Annotated in this window: 27 protein-coding genes; 11 read left to right on the top strand and 16 right to left on the bottom strand. The window is 72.9% G+C overall.

Translation table 11 applies throughout. The features are described from left to right. Positions 1 to 130: 130 nt before the first annotated feature. A complete protein-coding gene (locus tag ABZV06_RS18370) occupies positions 131 to 604 on the bottom strand; it encodes an NUDIX domain-containing protein (RefSeq protein WP_355233003.1) in 474 nt (157 codons plus the stop codon). After that, on the bottom strand, positions 601 to 1,323 hold the full coding sequence (locus tag ABZV06_RS18365; protein WP_355233091.1) for an XRE family transcriptional regulator: 723 nt from the start codon (positions 1,321 to 1,323) through the stop codon (positions 601 to 603). Before ABZV06_RS18365 ends, ABZV06_RS18370 begins: the two co-directional genes overlap by 4 nt. A 246-nt stretch (positions 1,324 to 1,569) precedes the next feature. Here ABZV06_RS18365 and ABZV06_RS18360 point away from each other — a divergent pair, with 246 nt between their 5' ends. Then, positions 1,570 to 1,827, top strand: a complete 258-nt coding sequence (locus ABZV06_RS18360) for a flavin reductase (RefSeq protein ID WP_355622761.1) — start codon at positions 1,570 to 1,572, stop codon at positions 1,825 to 1,827. A 134-nt stretch (positions 1,828 to 1,961) separates the two neighbouring features. Here ABZV06_RS18360 and ABZV06_RS18355 read toward each other — a convergent pair whose 3' ends face one another. From ABZV06_RS18355 to ABZV06_RS18345, 3 genes are all read right to left on the bottom strand, one after another. After that, positions 1,962 to 2,858: a TIGR03619 family F420-dependent LLM class oxidoreductase gene (locus tag ABZV06_RS18355; protein ID WP_355622758.1), complete on the bottom strand. Its 897-nt coding sequence runs from the start codon at positions 2,856 to 2,858 to the stop codon at positions 1,962 to 1,964. Between the two features lie 125 nt (positions 2,859 to 2,983). Next, the gene (recG, locus tag ABZV06_RS18350; RefSeq protein ID WP_355622755.1) at positions 2,984 to 5,182 is read right to left on the bottom strand and encodes an ATP-dependent DNA helicase RecG; all 2,199 of its coding nucleotides are present in this window, start codon (positions 5,180 to 5,182) and stop codon (positions 2,984 to 2,986) included. Continuing rightward, positions 5,179 to 6,792: a DAK2 domain-containing protein gene (locus ABZV06_RS18345; RefSeq protein ID WP_355233000.1), complete on the bottom strand. Its 1,614-nt coding sequence runs from the start codon at positions 6,790 to 6,792 to the stop codon at positions 5,179 to 5,181. Before ABZV06_RS18345 ends, recG begins: the two co-directional genes overlap by 4 nt. A gap of 279 nt (positions 6,793 to 7,071) precedes the next feature. On the opposite strand from ABZV06_RS18345, the gene rpmB reads away from it, so the two are divergent. Next, positions 7,072 to 7,263: a 50S ribosomal protein L28 gene (gene rpmB / locus ABZV06_RS18340; RefSeq protein ID WP_091671657.1), complete on the top strand. Its 192-nt coding sequence runs from the start codon at positions 7,072 to 7,074 to the stop codon at positions 7,261 to 7,263. Between the two features lie 84 nt (positions 7,264 to 7,347). Here the strand turns inward: rpmB and ABZV06_RS18335 are convergent, their stop codons facing one another. Next, positions 7,348 to 7,809 (bottom strand): GNAT family N-acetyltransferase, encoded by a 462-nt coding sequence (locus ABZV06_RS18335; RefSeq protein ID WP_355232999.1) that lies wholly within the window; start codon positions 7,807 to 7,809, stop codon positions 7,348 to 7,350. A gap of 29 nt (positions 7,810 to 7,838) precedes the next feature. Continuing rightward, on the bottom strand, positions 7,839 to 8,828 hold the full coding sequence (locus ABZV06_RS18330) for a thiamine-phosphate kinase (protein ID WP_355622752.1): 990 nt from the start codon (positions 8,826 to 8,828) through the stop codon (positions 7,839 to 7,841). A gap of 96 nt (positions 8,829 to 8,924) precedes the next feature. On the opposite strand from ABZV06_RS18330, the gene ABZV06_RS18325 reads away from it, so the two are divergent. Both ABZV06_RS18325 and ABZV06_RS18320 read left to right on the top strand, forming a co-directional pair. Further along, a complete protein-coding gene (locus ABZV06_RS18325; protein ID WP_007456453.1) occupies positions 8,925 to 9,158 on the top strand; it encodes an Lrp/AsnC ligand binding domain-containing protein in 234 nt (77 codons plus the stop codon). Beyond that, a complete protein-coding gene (locus ABZV06_RS18320) occupies positions 9,159 to 9,854 on the top strand; it encodes a DUF3515 family protein (protein WP_355232997.1) in 696 nt (231 codons plus the stop codon). It begins immediately after the preceding gene. A gap of 49 nt (positions 9,855 to 9,903) precedes the next feature. Here the strand turns inward: ABZV06_RS18320 and ABZV06_RS18315 are convergent, their stop codons facing one another. Together ABZV06_RS18315 and ABZV06_RS18310 are read right to left on the bottom strand one after the other, a co-directional pair. Next, positions 9,904 to 11,004, bottom strand: a complete 1,101-nt coding sequence (locus ABZV06_RS18315; RefSeq protein WP_355232996.1) for a D-alanine--D-alanine ligase family protein — start codon at positions 11,002 to 11,004, stop codon at positions 9,904 to 9,906. Positions 11,005 to 11,177: 173 nt separating this feature from the next. Continuing rightward, positions 11,178 to 11,396, bottom strand: coding sequence for a hypothetical protein (locus tag ABZV06_RS18310; RefSeq protein ID WP_088946586.1), 219 nt, complete (start codon positions 11,394 to 11,396; stop codon positions 11,178 to 11,180). A 274-nt stretch (positions 11,397 to 11,670) separates the two neighbouring features. Between ABZV06_RS18310 and ABZV06_RS18305 the strand changes: the two genes are divergently transcribed. Together ABZV06_RS18305 and ABZV06_RS18300 are read left to right on the top strand one after the other, a co-directional pair. Continuing rightward, positions 11,671 to 12,516: a helix-turn-helix transcriptional regulator gene (locus ABZV06_RS18305; protein WP_355232995.1), complete on the top strand. Its 846-nt coding sequence runs from the start codon at positions 11,671 to 11,673 to the stop codon at positions 12,514 to 12,516. Positions 12,517 to 12,521: 5 nt separating this feature from the next. Continuing rightward, the gene (locus tag ABZV06_RS18300; RefSeq protein WP_355232994.1) at positions 12,522 to 12,722 is read left to right on the top strand and encodes a DUF397 domain-containing protein; all 201 of its coding nucleotides are present in this window, start codon (positions 12,522 to 12,524) and stop codon (positions 12,720 to 12,722) included. A 104-nt stretch (positions 12,723 to 12,826) separates the two neighbouring features. Here the strand turns inward: ABZV06_RS18300 and ABZV06_RS18295 are convergent, their stop codons facing one another. The 5 genes from ABZV06_RS18295 to ABZV06_RS18275 form a co-directional block, all read right to left on the bottom strand. Next, positions 12,827 to 13,876: an ROK family protein gene (locus tag ABZV06_RS18295; RefSeq protein ID WP_355622749.1), complete on the bottom strand. Its 1,050-nt coding sequence runs from the start codon at positions 13,874 to 13,876 to the stop codon at positions 12,827 to 12,829. A gap of 333 nt (positions 13,877 to 14,209) precedes the next feature. Further along, positions 14,210 to 14,980: a putative protein N(5)-glutamine methyltransferase gene (locus ABZV06_RS18290; protein WP_355622746.1), complete on the bottom strand. Its 771-nt coding sequence runs from the start codon at positions 14,978 to 14,980 to the stop codon at positions 14,210 to 14,212. Between the two features lie 15 nt (positions 14,981 to 14,995). Next, positions 14,996 to 16,114, bottom strand: a complete 1,119-nt coding sequence (locus ABZV06_RS18285; protein ID WP_355232991.1) for a cystathionine gamma-lyase — start codon at positions 16,112 to 16,114, stop codon at positions 14,996 to 14,998. Between the two features lie 7 nt (positions 16,115 to 16,121). Beyond that, on the bottom strand, positions 16,122 to 17,129 hold the full coding sequence (locus ABZV06_RS18280) for an NAD(P)H-dependent glycerol-3-phosphate dehydrogenase (protein ID WP_355232990.1): 1,008 nt from the start codon (positions 17,127 to 17,129) through the stop codon (positions 16,122 to 16,124). After that, the gene (locus ABZV06_RS18275; protein WP_355232989.1) at positions 17,126 to 17,860 is read right to left on the bottom strand and encodes a lysophospholipid acyltransferase family protein; all 735 of its coding nucleotides are present in this window, start codon (positions 17,858 to 17,860) and stop codon (positions 17,126 to 17,128) included. Before ABZV06_RS18275 ends, ABZV06_RS18280 begins: the two co-directional genes overlap by 4 nt. Before the next feature lie 129 nt (positions 17,861 to 17,989). Between ABZV06_RS18275 and cofC the strand changes: the two genes are divergently transcribed. The 5 genes from cofC (at position 17,990) to ABZV06_RS18250 (ending at position 23,718) form a co-directional block, all read left to right on the top strand. Continuing rightward, positions 17,990 to 18,637 (top strand): 2-phospho-L-lactate guanylyltransferase, encoded by a 648-nt coding sequence (gene cofC / locus ABZV06_RS18270; RefSeq protein ID WP_355622743.1) that lies wholly within the window; start codon positions 17,990 to 17,992, stop codon positions 18,635 to 18,637. A 72-nt stretch (positions 18,638 to 18,709) separates the two neighbouring features. Continuing rightward, positions 18,710 to 18,907: a cold-shock protein gene (locus tag ABZV06_RS18265; protein WP_355232987.1), complete on the top strand. Its 198-nt coding sequence runs from the start codon at positions 18,710 to 18,712 to the stop codon at positions 18,905 to 18,907. A 54-nt stretch (positions 18,908 to 18,961) separates the two neighbouring features. Beyond that, positions 18,962 to 21,307 carry an RNA degradosome polyphosphate kinase gene (locus tag ABZV06_RS18260; RefSeq protein WP_355622741.1) on the top strand — a complete coding sequence of 782 codons (2,346 nt, stop codon included), beginning with the start codon at positions 18,962 to 18,964 and terminating at the stop codon, positions 21,305 to 21,307. 24 nt (positions 21,308 to 21,331) lie between these two features. Then, complete coding sequence (locus ABZV06_RS18255) at positions 21,332 to 22,852, top strand: CYTH and CHAD domain-containing protein (protein WP_355622738.1); 1,521 nt, start codon at positions 21,332 to 21,334, stop codon at positions 22,850 to 22,852. Continuing rightward, positions 22,840 to 23,718, top strand: coding sequence for an NUDIX hydrolase (locus ABZV06_RS18250; RefSeq protein ID WP_355232984.1), 879 nt, complete (start codon positions 22,840 to 22,842; stop codon positions 23,716 to 23,718). Before ABZV06_RS18255 ends, ABZV06_RS18250 begins: the two co-directional genes overlap by 13 nt. Before the next feature lie 73 nt (positions 23,719 to 23,791). On the opposite strand, the gene ABZV06_RS18245 is transcribed toward ABZV06_RS18250, so the two are convergent. Next, positions 23,792 to 25,720, bottom strand: coding sequence for an endonuclease/exonuclease/phosphatase family protein (locus tag ABZV06_RS18245; RefSeq protein WP_355622735.1), 1,929 nt, complete (start codon positions 25,718 to 25,720; stop codon positions 23,792 to 23,794). Positions 25,721 to 25,865: 145 nt separating this feature from the next. Continuing rightward, positions 25,866 to 26,540, bottom strand: coding sequence for an HU family DNA-binding protein (locus tag ABZV06_RS18240; protein ID WP_355232982.1), 675 nt, complete (start codon positions 26,538 to 26,540; stop codon positions 25,866 to 25,868). Positions 26,541 to 26,683 lie beyond the last annotated feature (143 nt).

Here is a 26,683-nt window from a genome sequence, read left to right as displayed (position 1 = left end):
GTCGACCACCCGGTCGACGCGCCCTCGGTCGTTGTGCGGTGACAGCGTCCGCGCGCAGTCGGCCGCCCCGGCTGAGTGTCGACCCCGACGACAGCGGGAGAGGGGTCGTCAGCGCGTCGAAGTATCGGTGCTATCCGAGGTAGGGAGTGCCGCGGTCTTCGACGTGGTGATCGAGGCGGAGTCGCACGGTGTCGTGGATGGGGATGTTGTCGAACTCGGCGGGATCGACGAAGCGGACGTCGCTCGACTCGTCGCTGATGCTGATCGTGCCGCCGATGACGTGGGCGCGGTAGGTGATCGTGAATTCCTGGCGGACCTCGCCGTCGGAGTAGGCGATGACGTGCGCAGGATCGCTGTAGATGCCGAGCAGACCGGTCACCTCGACGTCCAGGCCGGTCTCCTCCCGTACCTCGCGGACCACGCACTGTTGTAGGGTTTCGCCGATATTCATGGCACCGCCGGGTAGAGACCAGTTACCGGAGTCGCTACGCCGCTGCAATAGCACGCGACCGCGCTGGTCGGTGACGACGGCCGCGGCGGCGGGAACGAGACTGTTGGCGACCGGCGCTTGCGGGTCGCGGTAGTAGTCACGCCGTCCGTTCACCGGGTCTCCCTCGGGTAGGCAGTGGTGGTCTGCCAAACCTGCTCGAACTGGTCCGCGTGGGCGGCGAAGATGCCGTGCGGCGACAGTTCCCGTAGGTGTAGGGCTGGGTGCTGGTAGCCGCGAGCGCGGTACAGGTGTGGGGTGACGATCATCTGGTGGTCGAAGCGGAACACCGAGTTGTACAGGTGCACGGTGTGCAGGCCGATCTCCACACCGGCCACGCGGTGGAGGGGCTCGCAGAAGTTAAGAGCGTTACGGATTCGGCCGGGCAGCGTGCCCCCGATCTGTTCGAGAGCGTCGCGTTCAGCGACGTGCGGGCAGTCGGGATCAGCGAACGCGAACCGGACCTGAGCACCGTCGGCCGCCTTGTCACAGATGAGCTGCATCGTGTTGGGCAGCAACTCCAGCAGGAACGGGTAGGCGTAGCCGAGCAGGTCGATTCGAGTGGTCGCGCCGGTGAGGAGCGCGGCCCAGACATGGTGCGGGATGTCGGCGCGGTGGGCGTAGGCGGCGACGACCTCAGCAGTGGCCTCCGCACCGGGCGCCTGGTCGGGACGGGTCTGAGGCCAGAGGTCTGCTTCGGTCTCGCCGAGGGCGTCGGCGACGGCGAGGCGGGTGCGCTGGTGTGGGACGCGGCCGGCGAGCCAGCGAGTGACGGTCTTGACGTCGACACCGACGGCCGTGGCGAGGGCGGCCGAATCGAGGTGGGCGCGGAGCATGGCCGCGCGGAGGCGGTGACTCATACCGTCCCACCGTAGTGGACACAGCGGGACGCTTCAGGATCGCCAAAGTGTCAGCTCTAGTGTCCACGGGGACGTTGGAGTGCCCAGGACCGGTTCGTAGGTTCACCGGCAGGGCCTTGCTGGTTCGCACGCGGCAGATTCGCCGGGCTGGTGGGTGCCAAGGGGGAAGGGTGCCGACGCCTCTGGGAGGGACCCTTCCCCCTTCAACGATCCGGGAGGGTGGTGGGGTTGTTGTCCGCGCATCAGCCAGTACGGCCGCAGTGGATCTGCGCGGGTTGCAGGGCACCGTGGCCGTGCAGAACTGTAAAACGGCAGCTCATCAAGGAGTTCACCGGCGCACGGATATCGCTGATGCTGCACCTGTCGGCGTACCTGGTGCAGGCGTGTGCGGACCTGCCGCGGACACCGTCTGGAGTGTTGCACTCGCGGTTTCTCGCCTGGCCACGTTCGTCGGCACTGCGCGACGAGCAGCCACGGTGAGATTGGCGGCCGACCCGGTGCAGGAACACCGGAGTTCGTCGGCGGCATCGAATTGCGATGCCACCGACGGCCTTCATCGGCACGTTAGGCGATCACCCTCGTCGGGGTGTGCAGGCGACCACGTCCGCGACGGGTCAGCCGGCCCGGACGATCCCGATGAACCGGCCAGCGACATCCAGCAGTTCCGGGACCGACGCGCATGCCTGACCAAGGTCGATGAACGCCTCGTCGAGGCCGAGCGCGGACGCCTCTCGCACGTACGCGGCGGTCTGCTTCAACGCGTCGTCCGACACACCGGTCGGCTCGACGTTGATGCGCAGCGGCGCTCGGAGGGTCGCCGGGTCCCGGCCAACGCCCTCCCACTCGGCCCGCAGAGCGCCCCACAGGTAGGTCAGGTTCTCCATCGGCATCTGGACGGGCAGCCAGCCGTCCGCGCTGCGGGCGATGCGCTTCAGAGCAGGCGGCGCGAATCCCGCCAGTAGGATTGGCGGGTGCGGCCGTTGCGACGGCTTGGGCTCGATCGTCGTGGGCACGATGTCGAAGTACGTCCCGTGATGCTCGACGACCTCCTGCGTCCAGATCGTCTTCAGTACGTCCACGGTTTCGTCGAGGCGACCGCCGCGGTCCTTCCACGGCACGTTCACCGCGCTGTACTCGTCGTGCAACCAGCTGATGCCGAAACCCGCGTCGACCCGGCCGCCGCTGAGGATGTCCAGGGTCGTCAGGGTGCGAGCCAGCAGGACGGGCGGGTACCACAACGCGTTGAGCGTGCTCATGCCGAGCCGCATCCGCTCGGTGTGCGCGGCGGCGAAGGTCAACGCGGTAAGCGGATCGAAGTACGTCTTGAAGGGTGCCGGCATGGGCGCCCCGGGCACGCCGCCGTAGCCGTCGCTGGGATCGAGCGGCGCGAGGATGCGATCGCCCGTCCAGAGACTGTCGTAGCCCATCGCCTCCGCCGTACGGCTGACCTCGACGACGGCTTCCTTCGTCGTGAACGTGCCGTAGTGGGGCAGGCTGATCCCGATCCGCATGAACTTCTCCTGGCACCGTTCCTGGCGGCTGACGAGGACCGCCAGCTCACGTCAACACTCGCAAGTCAAGCACCACCGCCGTGACGGCGTCTTGACACTCACTGGACGTGCACCAGGGGGGTCCGTCAGCCCTTCTCCAGGTACTCCGCGCGATCCTCGTCGACAAGCGCGGCCACCGACGCGGCCAGCGCCGGGTTGCCCGTCAGCTCCGGATCGTCCCCGATGAGGGTGATGGCCTCGGCGCGGGCGTCGCGGATCAGGTCGGCGTCGCGGCGCAGCGACAGCAGCCGCAGATGTGAGCGGTGCCCGGACTGGGTGGCCCCCAGCACGTCACCCTCGCGGCGCTGCTCCAGATCCAACTCGGCGAGCTTGAACCCGTCGCTGGTGGAAGCCACCGCGTCCAGCCGTTCCCGCGCCGACGACCCCTCGGCGGCCTCGCTCACCAGCAGGCAGAGCCCGGCGGCGGCACCCCGGCCGACGCGGCCCCGGAGCTGGTGCAGTTGGGAGACACCGAAGCGGTCGGCGTCCAGCACGATCATCACGGTGGCGTTGGGCACGTCGACGCCGACCTCGATCACCGTGGTCGCCACCAGGACGTCCAGGTCGCCGGCCGCGAAGGAGCGCATGACCGCGTCCTTCTCGTCGGCCGGCAGGCGGCCGTGCAGCACCCCGATCCGCAGACTGTGCAGCGGCCCCTCGGCCAGCAGCGGGGCCACCTCGGTCACCGCCAGCGGAGGCCGCCGGCCGTTGTCGTCCTCCGGCGGCGGCTCCTCGTCCGACGTCGGGCCGTCACCGATCCGCGGGCACACCACGTACGCCTGGTGGCCGGCGGCCACCTCCTCGCGCAGCCGTCGCCACGCCCGGTCGAGGAAGGCCGGTTTCTCGGCGGCCGGGACCACGTGTGAGGCGATCGGCGACCGGCCCCGGGGCAGTTGCGAGAGGGTGGACACCTCCAGGTCGCCGTAGACGGTCATCGCCACCGTGCGCGGGATCGGCGTCGCCGTCATCACCAACGTGTGCGGCGGCTGGTCGGCCTTGGCGCGCAGCGCGTCACGCTGCTCCACGCCGAAGCGGTGCTGCTCGTCGACCACCACGAGGCCGAGGTCGGCGAAGTCGACGCCCTCGTAGAGCAGTGCGTGGGTGCCCAGCACGATCCCGGCGGCGCCGCTGGCCACCTCGCCGAGCGCCCGCCGTCGGGCCGCCGCGCCCAAGGAGCCGGTGACCAGCTCGACCCGGGTGGCGTGCTCGGCGGAATCCAGCTCACCGGCCCGACCCAGCGGCCCGAGCAGGTCGAGCATGCCGCGGTGGTGCTGCGCGGCGAGTACCTCGGTGGGTGCCAGCAGCGCGGCCTGCCCGCCCGCGTCGACCACCTGGAGCATCGCCCGCAGGGCCACCACCGTCTTACCCGAGCCCACCTCGCCCTGCAGGAGGCGGTGCATCGGATGCGCGCCGGCCAGGTCCTCGGCGATCTCCGCGCCCACCTCGCGCTGGCCGGCGGTCAGCTCGTACGGCAGCCGGGCGTCGAACGCGTCCAGCAGCCCGCCGGCGCGCGGCGGCCGGGGTCGGGCCGGCCAGTCGGCGGCCCGGTGCTTGCGCTGCACGAGTGTCAGCTGGACGGCGAACGCCTCGTCCCACTTGAGCCGCCGCCGCGCCCGGTGCAGGGCTTCCTTCGTGGACGGCCGGTGGATCTCCCGCAGCGCCGCGCCCAGGTCGACGAGGTTGCGGCTGGCCCGTACGGCGGCCGGCAGTGGGTCGTCCGGTGGGGTGAACGTGTCCAGGACAACCCGTACACAACGGGCGATGACCCAGGTCGGTACGGCGGCGGCGGCCGGATAGACGGGGATCAGCGCACCCGCGAACTCCTCGATCTCGTCGTTGACGGCCGCCTCGCCCTCACCGCCCTCGCCGAGCAGGACGTACTCCGGGCCGTTGAGCTGCCGTTTTCCCCGGAACTCGGTGACCTTGCCGGCGAACAGCCCCCACCGACCCGGACGCAGCTCCCGTTCGCGCCACGCCTGGTTGCCGAAGAACGTCAACGTCAGCACACCGCCGGAGCCGTCGCCGACGGTCACCTCGAGCAGGTTGCCCCGGCGCTGGCGCATCGGCCGTACGGCGGTGCGCTGCACCTGGGCCAGGACGGTGACCTGCTCGCCGACGTCCAGCGAACGGATGTCGGTGTGCTCACCACGCTCGTCGTAGCGGCGCGGGAAGTGGTAGATCAGGTCTCCCGCCGTGTGCAGGTCGAGCTGGGTGGCCAGCGCCTTCGCCGTCTTGTCACCGACGAGCTTCTTCAGCGGCGTGTCCACCGTGGCCGGCTCACTCATTCGACCCCCACCAGGAGCGGATAGAACGGCTGCCCGCCCGGGTACACGTGCACCTCGACGAACGGCCAGCGCCGCGCGACGTGCGCGCGGACGGCATCGGTGAGCCCGGCGGGGGCGTCGACGCCGGCGAGCAGGGTGACCAGCTCCCCGCCGCCGCCGAGCATCCGGTCGACCACGGCGGCGCAGGTGTCGGTGAGATCGGCGCCGATCAGGTGCACCTCCCCCTCGACCAGCGCCAGCACATCCCCGGGGCGGCAGGGGCCGGCGACCGTGAGCGCCTCCCGGCTGGCGTGGCAGACCTCGGCGTAGCGGCACGCGCCGGCCGCCTCGGCCATCGCGATCACGTCGTCCTCGAAGCGACGGGTGCCGTCGCGGACCGCGAGGGCCGCGAGGGCCTGCACCGGCGATCGCGTCGGCACCACGCTCACCTTGACGCCGTGCCGGTGCGCCTCGCGGGCCGCAGCGCTGGCGACCGCCTCCGTGTTGGCGTCGTTCGGCAGCACCACCACCCGCGACGCCCCCGTGCCGCGCACCGCGGCCAGCAGCTCAGCCGTGGACGGGTTGCCGGGCACCACCGTCGCGCCCTCGGCGGCGAACAGCTCGGCGATCCCCGCGCCGGTGGCCACCACCACGGCCGCGCGGCCGTCCTCGGTCGGGCCGCCGGGCGGCTCCGGCTGGTCGGCGAAGCGGGTCACCGAGATCCGGTACGGCCGGCCCGCGGCGATACCCGCCTCGACCGCCGCGCCCACGTCGTTGACGTGCACGTGCACGTTCCAGGTGCTGTCCGGCTCACGCCCGTCGCCGACGACGACCAGCGAGTCGCCGAGCGCGCCCAGCGTGCCGCGCAGCACGGCCACCGCGTCGGCGGGAGCGTCGAGCAGGTACTGCACCTCGTAGGCGTACTCCTCGGAACCGGTCTCGCGCGCGACGGTGGCCGCCGGACGGGCGGTGCGTGGCGGCGGCGCGGGCGGGGTTGCGCTCTCCCCGGTGAGCACCTCGACCAGGGCGTCGAGCAGGACGCAGAGCCCGCGCCCGCCGGCGTCGACGACGCCCGCGCGGGCCAGGGCCGGCAGTTGCTCGGGGGTACGGGCCAGCGCGTCGGCCGCCGCTCGCGCCGCGCCCTGGGCCACCACCGGCAGGTCGTCGCTGGCCGCCTGCTCGGCTCCCGTGGCCGCTGCGGCGACGACGGTGAGCAGGGTGCCCTCGACGGGACGCCCGACCGCCGTGTACGCGGCGGCGGCCGCCGCCCGCAGCGCGACGGCCAGGGCCTGCCCCCGCACCGCCGGCACGGCGACGACCGCGTCGGCGAACCCGCGCAGGATCTGCGAGAGGATGACCCCCGAGTTGCCCCGCGCGCCCAGCAAGGCACCCTGCGCCATCAACCGCAGCGCGTGCCCGTGGGCGGTGGAGCCGCTGTCCGGGAGGGTGTCCAGGTCCATCGAGAGGGCCTGCTGAGCCGAGGTGAGGGTGAGCACCAGATTGGTGCCGGTGTCGCCGTCGGGCACCGGATAGACGTTCAGCTCGTCGATCTCGCCCTGGTGGCGCTTGAGCGCGACCAGCCCGCTCGCACACCAGCGACGGACCGTGGCGGCGTCGAGGGTGTCCAGCACGGCCAGAAGCCTACTGGCGCACACCGACACGCGTCGGACTCGTCCGGCGTTTCCGTCCGCGTCCGCTCCGACGGTGCTCCCCGGCCTGGTCGGCACCTCCGGTACGGTTGCCGCCGGGCCGGCACACCGGCCCACCAGCAGGCCCGCACCGGGCCGTGCACGACCCGCCCCGACCGGGCCGGTTGGCCGGGCCGGCGGGGCATCGGGTAGGCTGACGCGGTTGCCCGTGCAGCACCTCTGCCGGCGACCTCATGAACGTTTCAATCCCAGGAGTATCCCGTGGCTAGCGTGTGCGACGTCTGTGGCAAGGGGCCGGGCTTCGGCCACAACGTGCCCTGGTCCAAGAAGAAGACCAACCGCCGCTGGAACCCGAACATCCAGTCGGTGCGCACCCCGGCCGGTGGCGGTAACACCAAGAAGCTGCAGGTCTGCACCTCGTGCATCAAGGCCGGCAAGGTCACCCGCGCCTGACGCGGTAGCGCCAACTCTTCTCGTTCGGCTCAGCCGGCGGGCCCCTGCGGCCCGCCGGCTCTGTCGTGTCCGTGCTCGGGCCGCTCAGAGTGTGCGGCCGAAGGAGACGCAGCCCTCCGCGTCCTTGTAGAAGCCAAAGTTCGGGATTCGGTCATAACCGGCGGACGCGTACATGGCGATCGCCTCGGGCTGCCTGTCCCCGCACTCCAGGACCATCCGCTTGCGGCCGTGCTCGCGGGCGGAACGCTCGACGGCCGCGAGCACCGTGCGTGCCACGCCGCGCCCACGGGCCGCCGGGGCGGTGTACATCCGCTTCAACTCGGCGGTGTCGTCACCGTGACTGCGCCAGCCACCGCAGCCGACCGGCTCACCGGCCAGGTAGGCGACGAGGAACGCGCCGTCCGGTGGCTCGAACTCACTCGCGGCGACCGGGGTGTCATCGCCGGTGCCGCCGTAGCGGACCGCCAGGTCGGCCAGCGTGGCCTTGATCAACTGCTGTGCCACCGGCGCGTCGAACCGCACCAGCCGGATCTCGATCTCACTCACGGTGTCCAGGGTACGGCCGTCGCGCGGCCCTATCGGAAGTGGTCCCAGCCCCGGGGCCCGTCGTAGGCACCGCCGTCGACGGTCACCCCGACACCCTCGGTCACCACGCCGACGGGACGCCACGGCGGCGGCAACGCCACCGTCGGGGGAAAGGTCGCGGCCAGCGCGTGGTCCTCGCCACCCGCCAGGAGCCAGGTGTACGGGTCGACGCCCAACGCCTGCGCGGCGTCGGCCATCTGCCGGGGCACCTCGAACGCGTCACGGCGTACGTCGATCGCCACACCGCTGGCCCGCGCCACGTGCCCGAGGTCGGCGAGGAGCCCGTCCGAGACGTCGATCATCGAGGTCGCGCCGAGCTGGGCGGCCTGCGGCCCGGCCGGGTACGGGACCTGCGGCCGGCGGTACGCCTCGACCAGCAGCCGCGGAGTGCGGAAGCCCCGGCTGAGCACGGTCAACCCGGCCGCCGCGTACCCGATGCGACCCGCCAGGACCAGCACGTCGCCGGGACGGGCGCCGGAACGCACCACGGGCGCCCGGCCGCCGAGGTCGCCCAGCGCGGTGACCGCGATGGTCAGGGTGGGACTCGACGACATGTCCCCACCGACCACGCTCGCGCCGACCGTGGCGGCCTCCGCGGCCAGCCCGTCGGCCAGCTCCTCGGCCCAGCTCGTCTCCAGGTCGGCGGGCATGCAGAGGGCGACCAGCAGAGCGGTCGGGACGGCGCCCATCGCCGCGACGTCGGCCAGGTTGGCCGCGGCGGCCCGGTGACCCACGTCGCGCGCCGACCCCCAGTCCCGCCGGAAGTGCCGTCCGTCGACGAGCACGTCCGTGCAGGCGACCACCCGGCCGTCCGGCGCGGCCACCACCGCCGCGTCGTCACCCGGCCCGAGCACTGTCGTCGGGCCCATCGACAGGCGGGCGGTCACCCGCCCGATCAGCCCGAACTCGCCGATCCCGGCCACGCTGGCACCACCGCCGACGTTCGACCCGTTCTGCCCGGCACCGCCGCGCTCGCTCACCGCTGCTCCTTGACCACCGATAGGGATCGGACCTGGTCCGTAAGGTAGTTTCACCCTTCGGGCCGCCTCCGGGCGGCGACGGACGGAGGTCGAGTCGTGGTACAGGCGTACATCCTCATCCAGACCGAGGTCGGCCGCGCACGCGACGTGGCGGGTCTCATCGCGGACATCGCCGGCGTGGTACGCGTCGACGCCGTCACCGGACCGTACGACGTGGTCGTCCTCACCGAGGCGAACACCGTCGACGAGCTCGGCAAACTCATCGTCAGCAAGGTGCAGATGGTGCCCGGCATCACCCGCACCCTCACGTGTTCGGTGGTGCGGCTGTAAGTGGACGAGATGACGACCCCCTCGGCTGCTCTGGACGACGACGGCAGGAAGCGGGAACCGGCGGACGAGTCGCACGAGCCGGCTGACGGTACCCACGCCGACACCGATCCGATCGTCGACGCGCCGGCCGGCCGGGACCGGACCATCCGGGGAGCGGCACTGCTGGCCACGGTGATCGCGTTGCCGATCACCCTTCTGGTGGCTGTGCTGGCCTTCACCAAGCTCGCCCCGGAGACGCCGGCCGCCGCCCCGAGCCCTTCGGCGAGCACCACCCGGGCGCAGTCCAGCGCTCCGGTCGAGATGGCCGCGCCGGCACTGGCCGGACGTCCGGCCACGGTCTGCCGCGCGCTGCTCTCCCAGCTGCCGCAGACCATCCGTGACCTGACCCAACGTCCGGTCACGGCGGGCCCGGAGCAGAACGCCGCCTACGGCGACCCCGCGCTCACCCTGGCCTGCGGAGGCACCGAGCCGACCGTCCCGGCCACCGACGAGGTCTGGATGGTCAACCGGGTCTGCTGGCACCCCGTCGAGGAGACGGACGTGACAGTGCTCACCACCGTCGACCGGGAGACTCCGGTGACCGTCCGCATCCCGCGCTCCTACACGCAGCCGCTGCAGTGGGCCGCCCCGATCTCCAGCGCCATCGTGGCCTCGGTGCCCTCGGGCGGTGCCGTCCCCGCCGGTTGCAAGGGCTGACGCGACGACGCGTGACCCGCCACACGGGTCACGCGTCGAGGGCGGCGGCTCAGTGCAGGCCGACGCCGCGCCGCTGGGCGGTACGGATCAACCGGTTGACCAGCTTGGGGTACTCCAGGCCGGAGGCCGCCCACATCCGGGGGAACATCGACGTCGGGGTGAACCCGGGCATCGTGTTGACCTCGTTGAGGTAGATGTCCAGTTCGGGAGTGACGAAGAAGTCGGCCCGGGCCAGACCGGCGCAGTCCAGCGCGGTGAACGCGCGGACGGCGTACTCCTGCACCTGGCGGGTCACCTTGTCCGGCAGGCCGGCCGGGATGTCGTACTCGCAGGAGTCGTCGAGGTACTTGGCCTCGAAGTCGTAGAAGTCGTGGTCGGCGACGACGCGCACCTCGGCCAGCACGGACGCCTCGGGGGTGCCGCCCGCCTCACCCTCCAGCACACCGCACTCGACCTCGCGACCGATGATCGCGGCCTCGATGATGACCTTGGGGTCGAACTGCCGGGCGGTGGCGACCGCCTCGTCCAGCTGGGCCCAGTCGGTCACCCGGGTGATGCCGAACGAGGAGCCGGCGCGGGACGGCTTCACGAAGACCGGCAGGCCGAGCCGCTTCTTGTCCTGCTCGCTGAGCGTCATGCCGTTGCGCAGCACCGCGTACGAGCCGACCGGGATGCCCTCGATCGCGCAGAGCTTCTTGGTGAACTCCTTGTCCATCGCCGCGGCGGAGGCGAACACGTTCGCGCCCACGTAGGGGATGCCGGCCATCTCCAGCATGCCCTGGATGGTGCCGTCCTCGCCGTACGTGCCGTGCAGCACCGGGAAGACCACGTCCACGTCGGCCAGCGCCCGCGGACCCTCGGTCGGGTCGAGCACCATGAGCCCGTTCCCGGTGGGGTCGGCGCGTAGCACGATGTCCGCGCCGGAGTCGGCGGTGATCTCCGGGAGCTGGCGGGCGTTGATGGCGAGCTGGGCAGGATCACCGCTGGTCAGCACCCACTGGCCGGCGCGGGTGATGCCCACCGGCACCACCTCGTACTCGTCGGGGTCGAGGGCGCCGAACACGCTGCCGGCGCTGACGCAGGAGATGCCGTGTTCCGGGCTGCGGCCGCCGAAGACGATCGCCACGCGGGTCTTGCCTGGGGTGGTCACTCCGGTCACCTCTTCGTACGCGACTGCGGCTGGTCGTGCTCGCCGGTGGCGCTCACCCGGTTGACCTTACTGTGCGTGGCGATCAGACGCGGCGATACCCGGCGAGCCACGAACCGACACGGCATTCGGTCAACAGAGCATATACGGTGCGTGACGATTGATGAGGGTCGGAATCAGTCCCGTGAGTGCCGGCGACCGACCGCGATCACCTTGACCCGCTGCCGGCCGGCCCGGACCATGCCCAGCGCCATGAAGGCCCCGGCGATCCGGTCGGCGGCCTCCCTGCTGCTCGCGCCGACGACCTGGCGGCGGCGCTCGGGGGCGACCCGCTCGTTGCGGTCGATGCCCTCGACGGGCCGCACGTCGGTCAGGACGACCAGGAAGCGGGTCATCGCCGACCCCCCGGGCGCGGGGGCGGAGACTTCGAAGCGGTAGGCACGTCGTCTCCTTCCGGCGGGCTGGCGCGGGCGGCACGCGGCGATCGGGTACGGGGGAGAAACCCGATCGCCGCGCGCCCTATCCCCTCCGGTCGCTCACCACCACCGTCGCCACGACAACCGGCGGTGAGGACGCGATAACAGATTGACACGTCTACAGCCATGAATGCAACTCTCATCGGCCATCTCTCATGTACCCGTTCCCGTAAATGTGTGCGACCATCGATGCATGGCCCCGAAGACCGCCCGCGCCCGTCGACTCGGCATCGCCCTACGCCAGTTCCGGGAAGCCGCCGGGCTGACGCTGGAGACCGCCGCGGACGAGATCAACAGCACCCGCAGCACCCTCTCCCGCTACGAGAACGCCCAGACGCTGGTCAGCCCGGCCACCGTGCGCGCCCTGCTCACCTCGTACGGGGCGAACGCCGAGGAGGTGGCCGCAGCGGTGCAACTCGCCAAGGACGCGCGCAAGCCGGGCTGGTGGGTGTCGTACTCGTACCTGCTCGACCCGCGCACCATCGACTTCATCGCGCTGGAGGCCGAGGCCACCGCCATCTCCAACTTCGAGCCGTCGGTGGTGCCCGGTCTGTTGCAGACGGCCGACTACATCCGCGGAGTGATGCGCGGCGGCCCGCACACCCTCGGCGACGAGCTGGTGGAGCAGCGGGTGAAGGTCCGGCTCGACCGCCAACAGCGGCTCACCGCCGACACCCCACCCATCCTCGACGCGATCATCGACGAGGGCGCGCTGCTACGCCCGGTCGGCGACGAGTCGGTGATGGAGGGCCAACTGCGGCACCTCGTCAAGATGGCCGAGCTGCCGAACATCACCGTCCAGGTGATTCCGCTCTCCGCCGGCTACCACCGGGGCACCCGTGGCTCGCTGCACATCCTGGAGTTCGCCGATCCGGAGGACCCGATCATCGCGTCGGTGGAGACCGTCGCCGGTCAGATGATCCTCGACCGGGCGGGCGAGACGCGTACCTGCACCAAGATCATGGAGCATCTGCGCAGCGTGGCGCTCAGTCCGGCGGACAGCCGGGCGATGCTCCTGTCAGTCCTGAAGGGACGGTAGGACCGATGACACCGACTATCACAGCGGCGTTGGCCGCGGCGGCGTGGCGCAAGAGCAGCCGCAGCGGCGACGAGGGTGCCTGCGTGGAGGTGGCCACGATCCCCCGACTGGTCGCCGTCCGCGACTCCAAGGACCCGGCCGGCCCGGCCCTGCTGTTCCCCCCGGCGGCCTGGGCCGCCTTCGCCCAGGCTCCACCGCACCGCTGACCGCCGCGCTCCCGCACGACACCCGCGCCCCGCCGACCGGGCTGACACAGCCCGGGACGCGGGGCGCGGGCGGGTCAGAGCGGTCGTCGGTGTTCGCGCGACGGTCAGGCGATCAGCGGGCGGGGCTCCGGCGCGGCGCGTACCGCCTCCAGGGCGGCGATCGCCACCCCACGGGCGCCGGCCATGTCGCGGTCCGGCACGAGGGCGAAGGTGGCGACGGCGGCCTGCTCGGCGCGGAGCACGGTGTGCTCGCGGACCGTCGCCAGGAACCAGTCCCGGAACGCCGGCGCGGCTTCCACCACCCCACCACCGACGAAGTACGCGTGCGGGTCGGTGAAGTTGGCCGCCAGGGTGAACAGGCGACCCAGCGCCATCGCCTGCTGGGTGAAGAGGTCCCGGGCCAGCGCGTCACCCCGCTCGCCGTAGCCCCGCACGAGCTTCGCCGCCCGTGCCAGCGGCTCGGCCGCGAGGGGATGGTCGGGATGACGGGTCAGCCAGTACGGCAGCAGGTTGCGCTCGATGCCGGTCAGCGACGCGACGCTCTCGACGTCGCCGCTGAAGCCACAGGCACAGGTCGGCTCCGGCTGCCCCGGGCCGATCAGGGCACCCAGCGGGATGTGCACGTGACCCAGTTCCCCGGCCATGCCGGAGGCCCCGGCGATCACCTTGCCGCCCTCGACCACCCCGCCGCCGAGGCCCGTGCCGACGATCGCCGAGACCGACGAACGGGTCATCGCCTCGTCGCCGAAGTACACGTGGTGGGCGTAGAGCGCGGCCGCGTTGCCGTCGTTGTGGTAGGTAACCGGCAGGCCGAGCCGCCGCTCCAACGCGCCCCGCACGTCGAAGCCTCGCCAGGCCGGCTGGGAGAAGTTGGTCGAGCCACGCGACGAGATGACGCCGGTGGCGCTGGCGGGACCGGGGGTGTCCAGCCCGACCGCACGGACCAGCTCACGCGGGACACCGGTCTGCGCCAGCGCCCCGTCCAACGCCCGCGCCAGGGCCTCGATCGCCGCCTCCGGGCCGGCCTGCACCTCGCTGGGGATCTCCAGCAGGCCGTCCACCAGGAATCGGCCGTCCACGGTCAGCACGGTGGCGTTGTTGCTGGTGCCACCGTTGTCCAGGCCGACGACCACCGGCACCCCTGCGCTGCCCACCGCAACCGCCTCCTGCCCTCATGAGTGTGAGCCGAGGCTAGTGCCAACCCCGCTCCCCCGCCACGCCGCCCCACGCCGCCCCACGCCGCCCCGCACCGCCCGCCGCGCACCGCGCCACCGGGCGGGGAGGAGCACGGGTGCTCGGGTCGCCCTTTGCTCTGCTTCAACCCGGGAAACACCTGACGTCCGGTAATCGGACAGCGCGGTGTTTCCTCCGTTGAAGCAGAGCAAAGGGCGCGAACAGCAGGTGCGTACCCAGCGCCGCCGCCATGACCGCGCGCCTGGACGACCTGATCCCGCGCACCACCACGACACCGACGGAGCGGGGGCAGCTCAACCCGGGCGGCGAGCTGTCACCGCAGTGGCGTCGAGGTTCTCGTCCGCCCGCACCGTAGGGATCAGTCCTGCGGCCTCGAACGACCGGCAGAGGTCGACCACCTGCGTCTCGCCGGCCTCGACGATCAGGTGCCCGCCCGGAGCCAGCCAGGCTGCCGCCTCGACGCCCACGCGGCGTAGCACGGCGAGCCCGTCCGGCCCGCCGTCGAGCGCCACCGTGGCCTCGTGCAGCCGCGCCTCCGACGGCATCAGGGCCACCGCGTCGGTCGGCACGTACGGGGCGTTGGCGACCACCAGATCGAGTCGCCCCCGCCAGTGTCCCGGCAGCGGGGCGAACAGGTCACCCTCGTACACCTCGGCGGCCAGCCCGGCGAGGTTGCGGCGGGCGCACGCCACCGCCGCCGGGTCGATGTCGACGGCGGCCAGCCAGCGGGGCGCGAGCCGGCGCACCAGCGCGACGGTGGTGGCACCGGAGCCGCAGCAGAGGTCGACCACGGCCGGGGCGGGGCCGGTCAGCTCGGCCGCCAGCTCGACCAGCAGCGCCGTCCGGCCACGTGGCACGAAGACGCCCACGTCGACGGCGATCCGCAGGCCACAGAACTCGGCCCAGCCGAGCAGGTACTCCAGCGGCTCACCGGCCACCCGTCGGTCGGTCAGCTCGGCCAGTCGCATTGGATCATCGGTGGCGGTGATCAGAAGTTCTGCCTCGTCCTCGGCGTACACGCAGCCCGCGCCGCGCAGCCGGCCCACCAGGGCGGAACGGTCCACCGACGGTGACCCCACTCAGGCCCCTCCGCTGGCGTCCAGCGCGGCGGCGATGTCGGCGACCAGGTCGGCCGGGTCCTCCGCGCCGCAGGACAGCCGGACGAAGCCGGGAGCGGTGTCGTCCCCCCACTGCGCCCGCCGGTCCGCCGTGGTGTGCAGGCCACCGAAAGAGGTGGCGGCCGCAACCAGCCGGGCGGCGTCGATGAAGCGCGCCACCCGATCGGCGTCACCCAGGTCGAACGACAGCACCCCCGGCATCCGGCGCATCTGCGTCGAGGCCACCGCGTACGCGGGGTCGCCCGGCAGCCCCGGCCAGCGCAGTCCCGTGACGTCCGAACGGGCCGCCAACAGGTCGGCGACGGCGGCCGCGTTCGCGGTCTGCCGGGCCAGCCGCAGGTCGAGTGTCGCCAGCGACCGGTGGGCCAGCCAGGCGTCGAACGCGCCGGGAACCGAGCCGGTGCTCGTACGCCACAGCGTCGCCGCCTCCAGCACCTCGGCCGACCGGCTGGCCAGGTAGCCGAGCAGCAGGTCGGAGTGGCCGGTGAGCGCCTTGGTGCCGGAGGCCACCACCAGGTCGGCGCCGAGGTCCAGCGGACGCTGCCCGAGCGGGGTGGCCGTGGTGTTGTCGACCGCGAGCAGGGCACCGGCGGCGTGCGCCCGCTCCGCCAGGGCGGCCACGTCGACCACGTCCAGGCCGGGGTTGGCCGGAGTCTCCACCAGGACCAGCCGGACGCCCTCGAAGGACGGGTACGGCCCCACGGTCGGCACGAAGAGCACCCGTACGCCGATCGTCTCCAACACGGCCGTGGCGAACGCCCGCACGGGGAAGTACCCGTCGGAGGGCAGAACCACGGTGTCCCCCGGCCGCAGCAGGGTGAACAGCGCCCCGGTGATGGCCGCCTGGCCACTGGCGAAGACGCGGCAGTCCCCGCCCTCCAACTCGCCCACCGCGGCCTCCAGCAGCCGCCGGGTCGGGTTGTCGGGGCGACCGTAGCCGTTCGGCGACGTGCCCTGACCCTGCCACGGGTCGAGGTGGTACGGCGCGGCGAAGACCGGCCCCGGCAGGAACGGATCACCCGGCGCCGGCTCGGGCAGACCGGCGCGGACGCAACGGGTGCCGTCTCCCAGTTCGCTCATCGAATCCTCACTCGTACGACTCGGGCTTGGCGGTGCGGCTCATCAGCGCCCGGACGGCGAGGCGCGGGTCCATCCCCTCGTGGCAGATCCGTTCGACGTGCTCGGTGATCGGCATCTCCACCCCGTGGGCGCGGGCCAGGTCACGGATCGCGAGGCAGCTCTTGACGCCCTCGGCGGTCTGTCGCGTGGCGGCCTGGGCCTGTTCGAGCGTCTCGCCCCGGCCCAGGTGCTCGCCGAAGGTCCGGTTCCGGGCCAGCGGGGACGAGCAGGAGGCGACGAGGTCCCCCATGCCCGCCAGGCCGGCGAAGGTGATCGGGTCCGCGCCGAGGGCCACCCCCAGGCGTGCCGTCTCGGCCAGCCCCCGGGTCATCAACATGGCCCGGGTGTTGTCGCCGAAGCCCATCGCCGTGGCGATGCCGTAGGACAGCGCGATCACGTTCTTGACCGCGCCGCCCAGCTCGCAGCCGATCACGTCGTCGTTGGTGTACGGGCGCAGGTACGGCGTCCGGATCGACGACTGCACGAGCACGGTCCGGTCGGCGTTCGTCCCGGCCACGACCGTTGCGGCCGGCTGCTCGGCGGCGATCTCCGGGGCCAGGTTCGGGCCGGAGACCACCACGACCCGGTCCGCGGCAACCCCGGCGGTCTCCACGATGACCTCGCTCATCCGCTTGGTGGTGCCGAGTTCGATGCCCTTCATCAGCGACACCAGGGTCGAGTCCGGGTGCAGGTGGACGGCCCACTCGGCGAGGTTGCCGCGCAGGGTCTGCGACGGCACGGACAGCACCACCACCTCGGCGCCGCTGATCGCCTCGGCGGCGTCGGTGGTGGCGGTGACCCGGGCCGGCAGCAGCAGGTCCGGCAGGTACTCCGGGTTGCGCCGCTCGGCGCGGATGCTCTCGGCGACCGGGGCTCGGCGGGCCCAGACGGTCACGTCCCGCCCAGCGTCGGCGAGGATCTTGGCGAAGGCGGTGCCCCAGGAGCCGGCGCCCAGGACGGCGACGTGGCCGCTCATGCCGCTTCGCCCTGAGGCCGCTCGACGGACGGGCGGACCGGTCGTTCCCAGAGCGGCGGCGGGGTGCCGCCACGGATCTCCGCGAGCATGTCCCGCAACCGCAGCATGATGGCGTCCGTCATCTCTTCGAGGGTCTCCCGCGTCGGCGGCGCGTCCGCCCAGCGGCTCAGGTCGACCGGTTCGCCGGCCACCACGGTGACCGGAATCCGGGGGCGCGGGTTGAGCCGACTGGTACGCGGGTCGAAGATCCGCTCGGGGCCCCACATGACCACCGGCACCACGGGCGCGCCGGTGGCCAACGCCAGCCGGGCGGCACCGGTCTTCGCCTTCATCGGCCACAGCTCCGGCTGCCGGGTGGTGGTGCCCTCCGGGTAGATCACGACCGCGCCGCCCGCGTCGAGGGCGGCGATCAGCGCGTCCAGCGACCGGACCGCCTCCACGCTGCCCCGCTCGACCGGGATCTGGAGGCACCGGTGCAGGATCCAGCCGACCACCGGCACCCGGAACACGCTGGCCTTGCCCAGGAACTGCGGCCACCGGCCGGAGTCGTAGACGAAGTGGGCGGAGACGAGCGGGTCGGCGTGTGAGATGTGGTTCGGGACGATGATGATGCCGCCGTCCCCGCCAAGGTGCTCCTGGCCGCGCCAGGTCCGCCGGGTCCAGATGGTCATCACCGGCTTGACCAGCCCCACGGCGAACCGTTGCCAGAACCCCAGCCTTCGCCGTGCCACTGTTGCCTCCTCGTCGCGCCCCGACCCCGCCGCGGGGCCCCACCCGCAACACCCGCAGCGGAAATCATGCCTGCTCGCCCCCGGTACGGCCAGCGAGGGTCCCGCCGCCCGGCTGGCAGGATTGCGGACGTGAGTCAGCCGAGGTGGACCGTCGTCGTGCCGGTGAAGCGTCTGACCGAGGCCAAGAGTCGGCTGCGGGGCGGGCTGCCCGGCGTACCGCATGAGGAGCTGGCCCTGGCGCTGGCGGCCGACACCCTCCGTGCGGTGCTGGCCTGCCCGGCGGTCGCCGAGGTTCTGGTGGTGACGGACGACCCTCGGGTGGCGCGGGCGACGCGGGCCGCCGGGGCGCGGACGCTCGCCGACGTGCCGGAGGCCGGCCTGAACGGCGCGTTCCGGCACGGCGCGGCACAAACCCCGGCGCGGTGGGTGGCCGGGCTCACCGCCGACCTGCCGGCGCTGCGCCCGGACGAGCTGGCCGCCGCGCTGCTCGCGACGCAGCGCGGCCCCGAGGGGGTACGTCGGTTCGTCGCGGACACGCCCGGCACGGGAACGGTGCTGCTCGCCGCGCCGCCGGGCGTCGACCTCGACCCACGGTTCGGGGTCGGCTCGGCGGTGGCGCACGAGGCGAGCGGGGCGCTGCCGCTGACCGGCGACTGGCCGAGCCTGCGACGCGACGTGGACACCGCCGAGGACCTGGCCGCCGCCGCCCGACTGGGGGTGGGACCACGCACCGCCGCGCTGCTCGCCGCCGCCCGACCGGCGCCCGTCACGGGCTGACGGCCACCGCCCGAGGAGCCAGCTGCCGGAACGGCGCCGCAGGGCCGGACCCCACCGGTGTACGGTGCCAGCATGCAGGGCACGGTGGCCAGCTACGACGCGGCGACACGCAGCGGTGTACTGCTGCTCGACGACGGCACCGAGCTGCGTTTTCCCCGGCGGGCGTTCGATGCCTCCGGCCTGCGGCTGCTCCGGCTCGGTCAGCGGGTGCGCATCGACACCGATCCCGACGGCGAGGTCGTCCGGGTGACATTGCCGACGATGAACTGAGCTGGCAGGGCCAAGTTCATTTTGCGTTAACTCGAATCGGGTGATTATGAGCGGGTGAGCACCCCTCGCGAGCATCCGGTCACCCCACCCGCCACCGACCCACGCAACGGCACCCGCATCCGCGGCACCGACGGCCGTTTCCGTCCCTCCCGGGCCGAACGGGCCGGCGCCGCCCGCGCCGACACGCTGGCCGACGACCCCGGCGGAGCCTCCTCCGGGTTGGACGAGGTCCTCGACCCCGCCGTGGCGACCCCCGAGACGGACGGCCCGGCGGCCGGCGGCCTGCAGCCGACCGCGCCATCAGCGGCCGACGACGACGAGTCGCCGGCCCCGCCTCCGCTGCCGGAGGACCGCTTCCTCAACCGGGAGCTGTCCTGGCTCGACTTCAACGCCCGGGTGCTCGCCCTCGCCGAGGACCAGCGCACTCCCCTGCTGGAGCGGGCCAAGTTCCTGGCGATCTTCGCCAGCAACCTGGACGAGTTCTACATGGTGCGGATCGCCGGCCTGAAGCGGCGGCTCTCCGCCGGCCTGCCGGTACGCGGAGGCGACCGCCTCCCCCTGCGGGCGCAGCTCGATCTGATCGCCGAGCGGACCGCCGCGCTGGGCGCCCGACACGCCGCCTGTTTCGTCGACGACGTGCTGCCCAAGCTGGCCGACGAGCGCATCCGAATCCTGCGCTGGGGTGAGCTGGGCGACGGTGAGCGGGAGCGGCTGCGCACCTACTTCCGGGAGCACATCTTCCCGGTGCTCACCCCGCTCGCGGTGGACCCGGCACACCCGTTCCCGTACATCTCGGGACGTTCGCTGAACCTGGCGGTGGCCGTCCGGGACCCGGACGGCGGTTCCGAGCTGTTCGCACGGGTGAAGGTGCCCAACAACGTCCCCCGCTTCGTCCGCGTCGACCGGGACCAGCCGGGCGTACGGATGCTGCCCGTCGAGGACCTGATCTCGGTACATCTCGGTCAGCTGTTCAGCGGAATGCAGGTGGTCGAGTGCCACCTGTTCCGGGTGACCCGCAACGCCGAGGTGGAGGTCGACGAGGACCGCGACGAGGACCTGCTCCAGGCCCTGGAGCGGGAGCTGGCCCGGCGCCGGTTCGGCCCACCGGTCCGGTTGGAGGTCGCCGCGTCGATCTCCGACCACATGCTGGAACTGCTCGTCCGCGAGCTGGACATGGACGACCAGGACGTGCTGCGCGTACCCGGTCTGCTCGACCTCTCCGCGCTCTGGCAGGTGTACGGCGAGGCCGACCGCCCGGACCTGAAGGACCCGCCGTTCGTACCGGCCACTCACCCCCGGCTCGCCGAGGGTGAGGTGCCGCGCAGTGTCTTCGCCACGCTGCGGGACGGGGACATCCTGGTGCACCACCCCTACCACTCGTTCGCGACGAGTGTGCAGCGCTTCATCGAGCAGGCCGCGGCCGACCCGAACGTCCTCGCCATCAAGCAGACCCTCTACCGGACCAGCGGCGACTCGCCGATCGTCGACGCGCTTGTCGACGCGGCCGCCGCCGGCAAGCAGGTGGTGGTGCTGGTGGAGGTGAAGGCCCGCTTCGACGAGGTGGCGAACATCGGCTGGGCCCGCACCCTGGAACGCGCCGGCTGTCACGTCGTGTACGGGCTGGTGGGGCTCAAGACGCACTGCAAGACCGCGTTGGTGGTCCGGCAGGAGGGCAACCAGATCCGCCGGTACTGCCACATCGGCACCGGCAACTACCACCCGAAGACCGCCCGGCTGTACGAGGACTTCGGCATGCTCACCGCCGACCCGGAGATCGGAGCGGACCTCACCGACCTGTTCAACGTGCTGACCGGCTACAGCCGGCAGACGGCCTACCGACGGCTGCTGGTGGCCCCGCAGGGCATCCGCAGCGGGCTCATCGAACGGATCGAGCGGGAGATCGCGCACGTCCGGCTCGGCATGCCCGGCCTGGTCCAGTTCAAGGTCAATTCGCTGGTCGACGAGGGCGTGACCGACGCGCTCTACCGGGCCTCCCAGGCCGGCGTCCACGTCGACCTGCTGATCCGGGGAATGTGCACACTGCGTCCGGGGGTGCCGGGCCTGTCGGAGAACATCCGGGTCCGCTCGATCCTGGGCCGCTTCCTGGAGCACTCCCGCATCTTCCGGTTCGGCAACAACGGCGAGGCGGAGTTCTGGATGGGCTCGGCGGACCTGATGCACCGCAACCTGGACCGGCGGGTGGAGGCGTTGGTGCAGGTGAGCGATCCGATCGCCCGGGCCGAGCTGGACCACGTGCTGACCGCCGCGATGAGCCCGGACATCGACGCGTTCGAGCTGGCCGGCGACGGCACCTGGACCCGGCGTACCGGCGGCGACGAGGCGGCCCGCGTGCATCTGCAGGAACTGCTGCTGCGCCGCGTCGGTGGCACGGCCGGCTGAGCGATCACCGCATAGGCTGAGCTGATGCTGGAGGAGGAGCAGAAGTACGCGGTGGACGACACCTTCGTGCTGCCCGACCTGTCCGCCAGCGCACCGACCGGTGGACGGGTCCGGGCGCTGCCGCCCGTGACGCTCGTCGCCCGCTATCTCGACACTGTCGACCTGCGGCTGGCCCGGTCCGGGGCGTCCCTGCGCCACCGCGACGGTGACGAGCTGCCGTGGACGGTGAAGCTGCCCACCGGCACCCCCGGCGTCCGGCACGAGATCTCCCGCCCCGGACCGGCCGGGCAGCCGCCGCCGGAGCTGGTCGAGCTGGTCACCGCGCTGCACCGGGGTGCGCCGCTGGCGCCGGTCGCGGTGGTGCGTACCGTCCGGCACGCCCACGAGGTGTGCGCCGGGGACGGCACGGTGCTCGCCGAGGTGGTGGACGACCGGGTGCGGGTCCTGGACGACGCCGGTGCCACCACGGGCGCGTTCCGCGAGGTCGAGGCCGAGCTGAAGGCCGGCGACCGCGACCTGCTGGGCCGCGTCGGCGAGGTGCTGCGCGACGCCGGGGCGCGGGCCGGCGCGTTCACCCCGAAGCACGTACGGGCGTTGGGGGCGGCCGCGCGGGCCGAACCCGACCTGGTCCCACCGGGCGGGCTGGCCGACGACCCGAGCGCCGGCGCGGTGGTCACCGAGGCGGTTCGCAAGGAGGTACGCCGTCTGCTGACGCACGACCCGCTCGTCCGGCTGCGCGGCTCGACCGAGGGCGGCGACAGCGCCGTACACCAGATGCGGGTGGCCTGCCGACGGCTGCGGAGCGACCTGCGGACCTTCCGGCCGCTGGTACGACGGAGTTGGGCCCGTCCCCTGCGCGACGAGCTGCGCTGGCTGGCCGGGGTGCTCGGGGAGGCGCGCGACGCCGAGGTGCTGCGCGACCGGCTGCGACGCACCGCGACCGCCGACCCGCTCAGCCCGCTCGACATGGACGCGGTCGGCCGGCTCGACGACGCTCTCGCGCGGCGGCAGCGACGGGCGCTCGCCGCCATCGACGGGGCGCTGCGCTCGCCGCGTTACCTGGCCCTGGTGGACGCGCTGGTGCTGGCCGCCCGCGCGCCCCGGCTCACCCGGCGGGCGGCCACCCCGGCGGCCCGGACGCTACCGAAGCTGGTGGCCCGCCCGTGGCGGCAGCTCACCGGTCCGGACGGCGTCGACGGTCTCGACCCCCTCGCGCCCGACGACCGCTGGCACGCCGTCCGCAAGGAGGGCAAGCAGGCCCGGTACGCGGTCACCGCCGTGCTCCCCGCGGTCGGCAAGGACGCCCGACGGCTGGCCCGCGCGCTGGCCCGGGTGCAGGACGTGCTCGGTGAGCACCAGGACGCCGCGGTGGCCGCCGAGACCTGGCTCGCCCTCGCCGCCGAGCGGCCGGACGACCACGAGGTGGCGGTCACCGCCGGACGGCTGGCCGAGCGGGAACGCGACACGGTCCACCGGATGCGGGCCCGGTTCCCGGACGCGTGGCATCGGGCAACCCGGCGACGGCGGACCAGATGGCTGCCGTGACGGGCATCCGGGCCGCCGGCGGGGTCTGCTGGCGGCCGACCGACGACGGCGTACGGGTCTGCGTCGTGCACCGCCCGCGCTACGGGGACTGGACGCTGCCCAAGGGCAAGTTGGAACCGGGCGAGCACCCGCTCGTCGCGGCGGTCCGCGAGGTGGCCGAGGAGGCCGACGTGCGCGGCGTACCGCAGGTGCGGCTGCCGTCGGTGCGCTACCGCAGCGAGGGCCAGGCCAAGCTGGTCGACTACTGGTCGATGCTCGCCGTCGCCGAGGGGGGTTTCCAGCCGGGCACCGAGGTCGACGACATCCGGTGGCTGACCGTCGACGACGCGATCCGGCTCGTCAGCTACCCGCACGACGCCGAGGTGCTGGCCGCGTTCGCCACCGTGCCACCGGTGACCGCGACTGTCGCGCTGGTGCGGCACGGGCACGCCGGCAAACGGGCCACCTGGACCGGGCCGGACACCGCCCGTCCGCTCGACGACGAGGGGTGGGCCCAGGCGTACGCGCTGGCCCCGCTGATCGCCGTGGTCCGGCCGGCCCGGCTGCTGTCGGCCTCGGCGCGCCGGTGCGTGCAGACGCTCGACCCTGCCGCCGCGCTGCTCGACCTGCCCATCGAGGTCTGCGGCGACCTGGACGAGCCGCAGCCGGGCCAGCAGCGCGACGAACGGGTGCTGGCCACCGCCGCCCAGCTGCTGGAGCTGGGCTGCGCCGGCGGGCAGGTGGCGGTGTGCAGCCAGGGCAAGGTGCTGCCCGGCGCGTTGGAGCGGCTGACCGGCCGCGCCGACGAGGATTTCACCACCCCGAAGGGCGGCGGCTGGCTGCTCGCCTTCGGCGGGGACAGACTGCTCGCCACCGACCGCCTGTGACGCGCCGACCGCCACGCTGGGGCGTTGGGCGGCGCAGGGTCACCGAGATCAGGCTCCGCTGACGCCGGGTGCGTCAGCGCGGCGGCAGCGCGACGGTCACCGCCACCGGCAGGTGATCGCTGGCCTCGCCGCGCGGCGCGACCGGGTCCGTCGCCGTCAGTCCGGGTGAGACGAAGACGTGGTCGATCTGCTCCCGGGGGTCGTCGGCGGGGCTCGTCGCCAGTGGTCGGGAACCCGCCAACGCGTCCACCAGGCCCGCCGCCGTGAACTGCCCGAACGCCTCGTCACCCGGTTCGGTGTTCAGGTCGCCTGCCACGACGAGTGGCCGTCCCGCCGCGTACCCCGTGGCGAAGTCGGCGACCGCGCGGGCCTGGACCACCGGCCCGCGCCCGGGCGGTGGTTGCAGGTGGGTGCTCACCACTGCGGCACGTACGCCGTCGCCGAGGTCGAGTGTCACGGCGAGGGCCTGCGCGCCGGTGGGCGCCCCGACTGCCGGCAACGGCAGGGACTTCGGCTCGGTGACCGGCCAGCGGCTGAGCACCGCGTCACCCCACACGGGGTCGGCGGCCGGCCCGAAGACGTACGGCATACCGAGCCGGTCGGACAGCAGGTCCAAGGTGTCGTGGCCGCCGTTGAGCAGCCAGCCCCGGTCCACCTCGCTCAAAAGCACCACGTCGGGCCGCTGCCCGTGGATCGCGGCGGTCAGCGCGGTCAGGTCGAACCGGCCGTCCAGGCCGAAGCCCATCCGGACGTTGTACGCCACCACCCGCAACCGCTCCGGCGGACCCTCCCGGTTGCTGGCCACCGGGAGTTCCTCGTTGACGAGCGGCGCCAGCAGGGCCAGCACGGTCACCGCGGCCGTGGTCGGCAGTGGTGCCAACGGTCCGGGGAGCCGGAGGTGGGTGGGACGGGCCGCCAGGGCCACGGCGGCGACCACCCCGGCCACCACCACCGGTACGGCGGCGTTGGGGTAGCCGAGGTCGTAGGCGGAGTAGTAACCGACCGAGCCGAGCACGAAGACGAGCATGCCGCCGGCCACGGCGTAACCCCGGCGGGCCGCCGCCCGCCGGCCGTCGTCGGCCTCCTGGGCAGCAGGGTCCCGGTCGGGTCCGTCGGTGGCGGCGGTCTCAGGCCCGGCGACGCCGTCGGTGACGGCGAGGCACGCGCCGAGGCCGACGGCGCTGAGCAGCATGGCCACGACCAGCAGGTCGCCACTGTCGAGGGCGAAGAGCACCGCGCCCGCCAGCAGGGCCGCCGGCCCGAGCGGTCGGGCCCACCGACGGTTCGGGCCCGTCAGCGCGGCCAGCAGGAATCCGCCGACCGCCACCGGCACCGGCGCCAGACCGAAGAGCGGTGAGCGGGCGACAGACCCACCCGCTTCCAGGTACGACATCCCGGCCTGCGCCAGCGCCGGAGCGAGGGCCACCATGCCGGACAGCAGCAGCGTCGGCCCGAACAGCAGCCACGATCGGGCGCCGGCGCGGCCGGGCGGCGCGGCGGGCAGGGCCGCGTCGAGCAGGAACAGCGCCACCGCGACGCTGCTGAGCAGCCACGCCACCCAGCCGCCACGCCAGACGAGATCGTAGGTGTCCAGTAGCGCGTGACCGACGGCGTTGACCGCCAACCCGAGCGCCAACCCGGGCACCGGGCGGTCGGTGCCGGCGGCGACGCCGACCAGCCACACCAGCCCGGCCAGCAGACCCGCGGTGGCCAACCAGAGCTGGGGACGACCGCCGGGAGTCGCGGTGAGTGCGAGACGGGCCACGGCCAGCGCGACGGCCGAGACGACGGTCACCGGGCGGGCACCGACCCGGCGGACCAGGGCCGGCGCGGCCAGCGCCAGGACGAACCAGCCGAGCGCGAACGCGCCCATCAGCTCGGCAGGAGTGGACGCGGCCTGCCCGAAGATGGTGATGATGCCGGGTAGCCAGACCCGCAGCACGTCGATGAGCAGGATGACGCCCAGCGCGAGCGATCCGGTGGTGAGCTGGCGGTAGCGCACCGGCGCCCCACTTCCCGTCGACGGACCGGCACGAAGGGGGAACCGGCACGGCGATTCTGCGCGTACGACCCGACCCGGTCAACGGTCCCGGCACGCGCAAGGGGCGCCCACCACGCGGGTGGACGCCCCTTGCGCTGGCCGTCGGTCAGCGCTTGCTGGCCGCCTTCTTGGCCGGAGCCTTCTTCGCAGGCGCCTTCTTCGCCGCCGTGCTCTTGCTCGTCGCCGCCGCGGTGGTCTTCTTCGCCGTGGCGGACTTGGCCGCGACGCTCTTCTTCGCCGGGGCGGTCTTCTTGCTGGCGACCGTCTTGGTCGCCGTGGTGGTCTTGCTCGCCTTGGCCGGGGCGGTCTTCTTGCTGGCCGCCGTCTTGGTGGCGGTGGTGGTCTTGCTCGCCTTGGCCGGGGCGGTCTTCTTGCTCGCCGTCTTGGTGGCGGTGGCCTTGGTGCCGGCCGTCTTGGCCGTGGCCTTGGTGGCGGCGGCCTTGGTGCCGGTCGCCTTGGCCGTGGTGGTCGCGGTCTTCTTCGCCGCCACCGTGGCCTTCGGCACCTTGCCGCTGGCCACCATCTCCTTGAACCCGGCGCCGGGACGGAAGGTCGGGACGGATGTCTTCTTGACCTTCACCGCCTCGCCGGTACGCGGGTTGCGCGCTGTTCGTGCGCCACGCACACGCTTTTCGAATGCTCCGAATCCGGTGATCGCCACCTTCTCGCCCTTGGTGACCGCCGCCTGGACCTCAGTGAGGACCGCGTCGAGCGCGGCCGTCGCCGTCTTCCGGTCCCCCAGGCGAACGGCGAGCGCCTCGATGAGCTCGGCCTTGTTCACGACTTCCTCCCGATTGTGCAACTGACTCGACGCGAGCCATTCTGCGCGCACCGTATGCCCTGTAGTGCCTGGACACAAACATTCGGCGGAAAAAAGCCCTTGTGTCGTAACGGATTCGCCCCCACCGGTTGGACCGGTGGGGG

The organism is Micromonospora sp. NPDC005172 (assembly GCF_040608555.1).
Classification (GTDB): domain Bacteria; phylum Actinomycetota; class Actinomycetes; order Mycobacteriales; family Micromonosporaceae; genus Micromonospora.
Note: the sequence above shows the minus strand (reverse complement) of the source record. Positions and strands in the feature narration are given on the sequence as shown.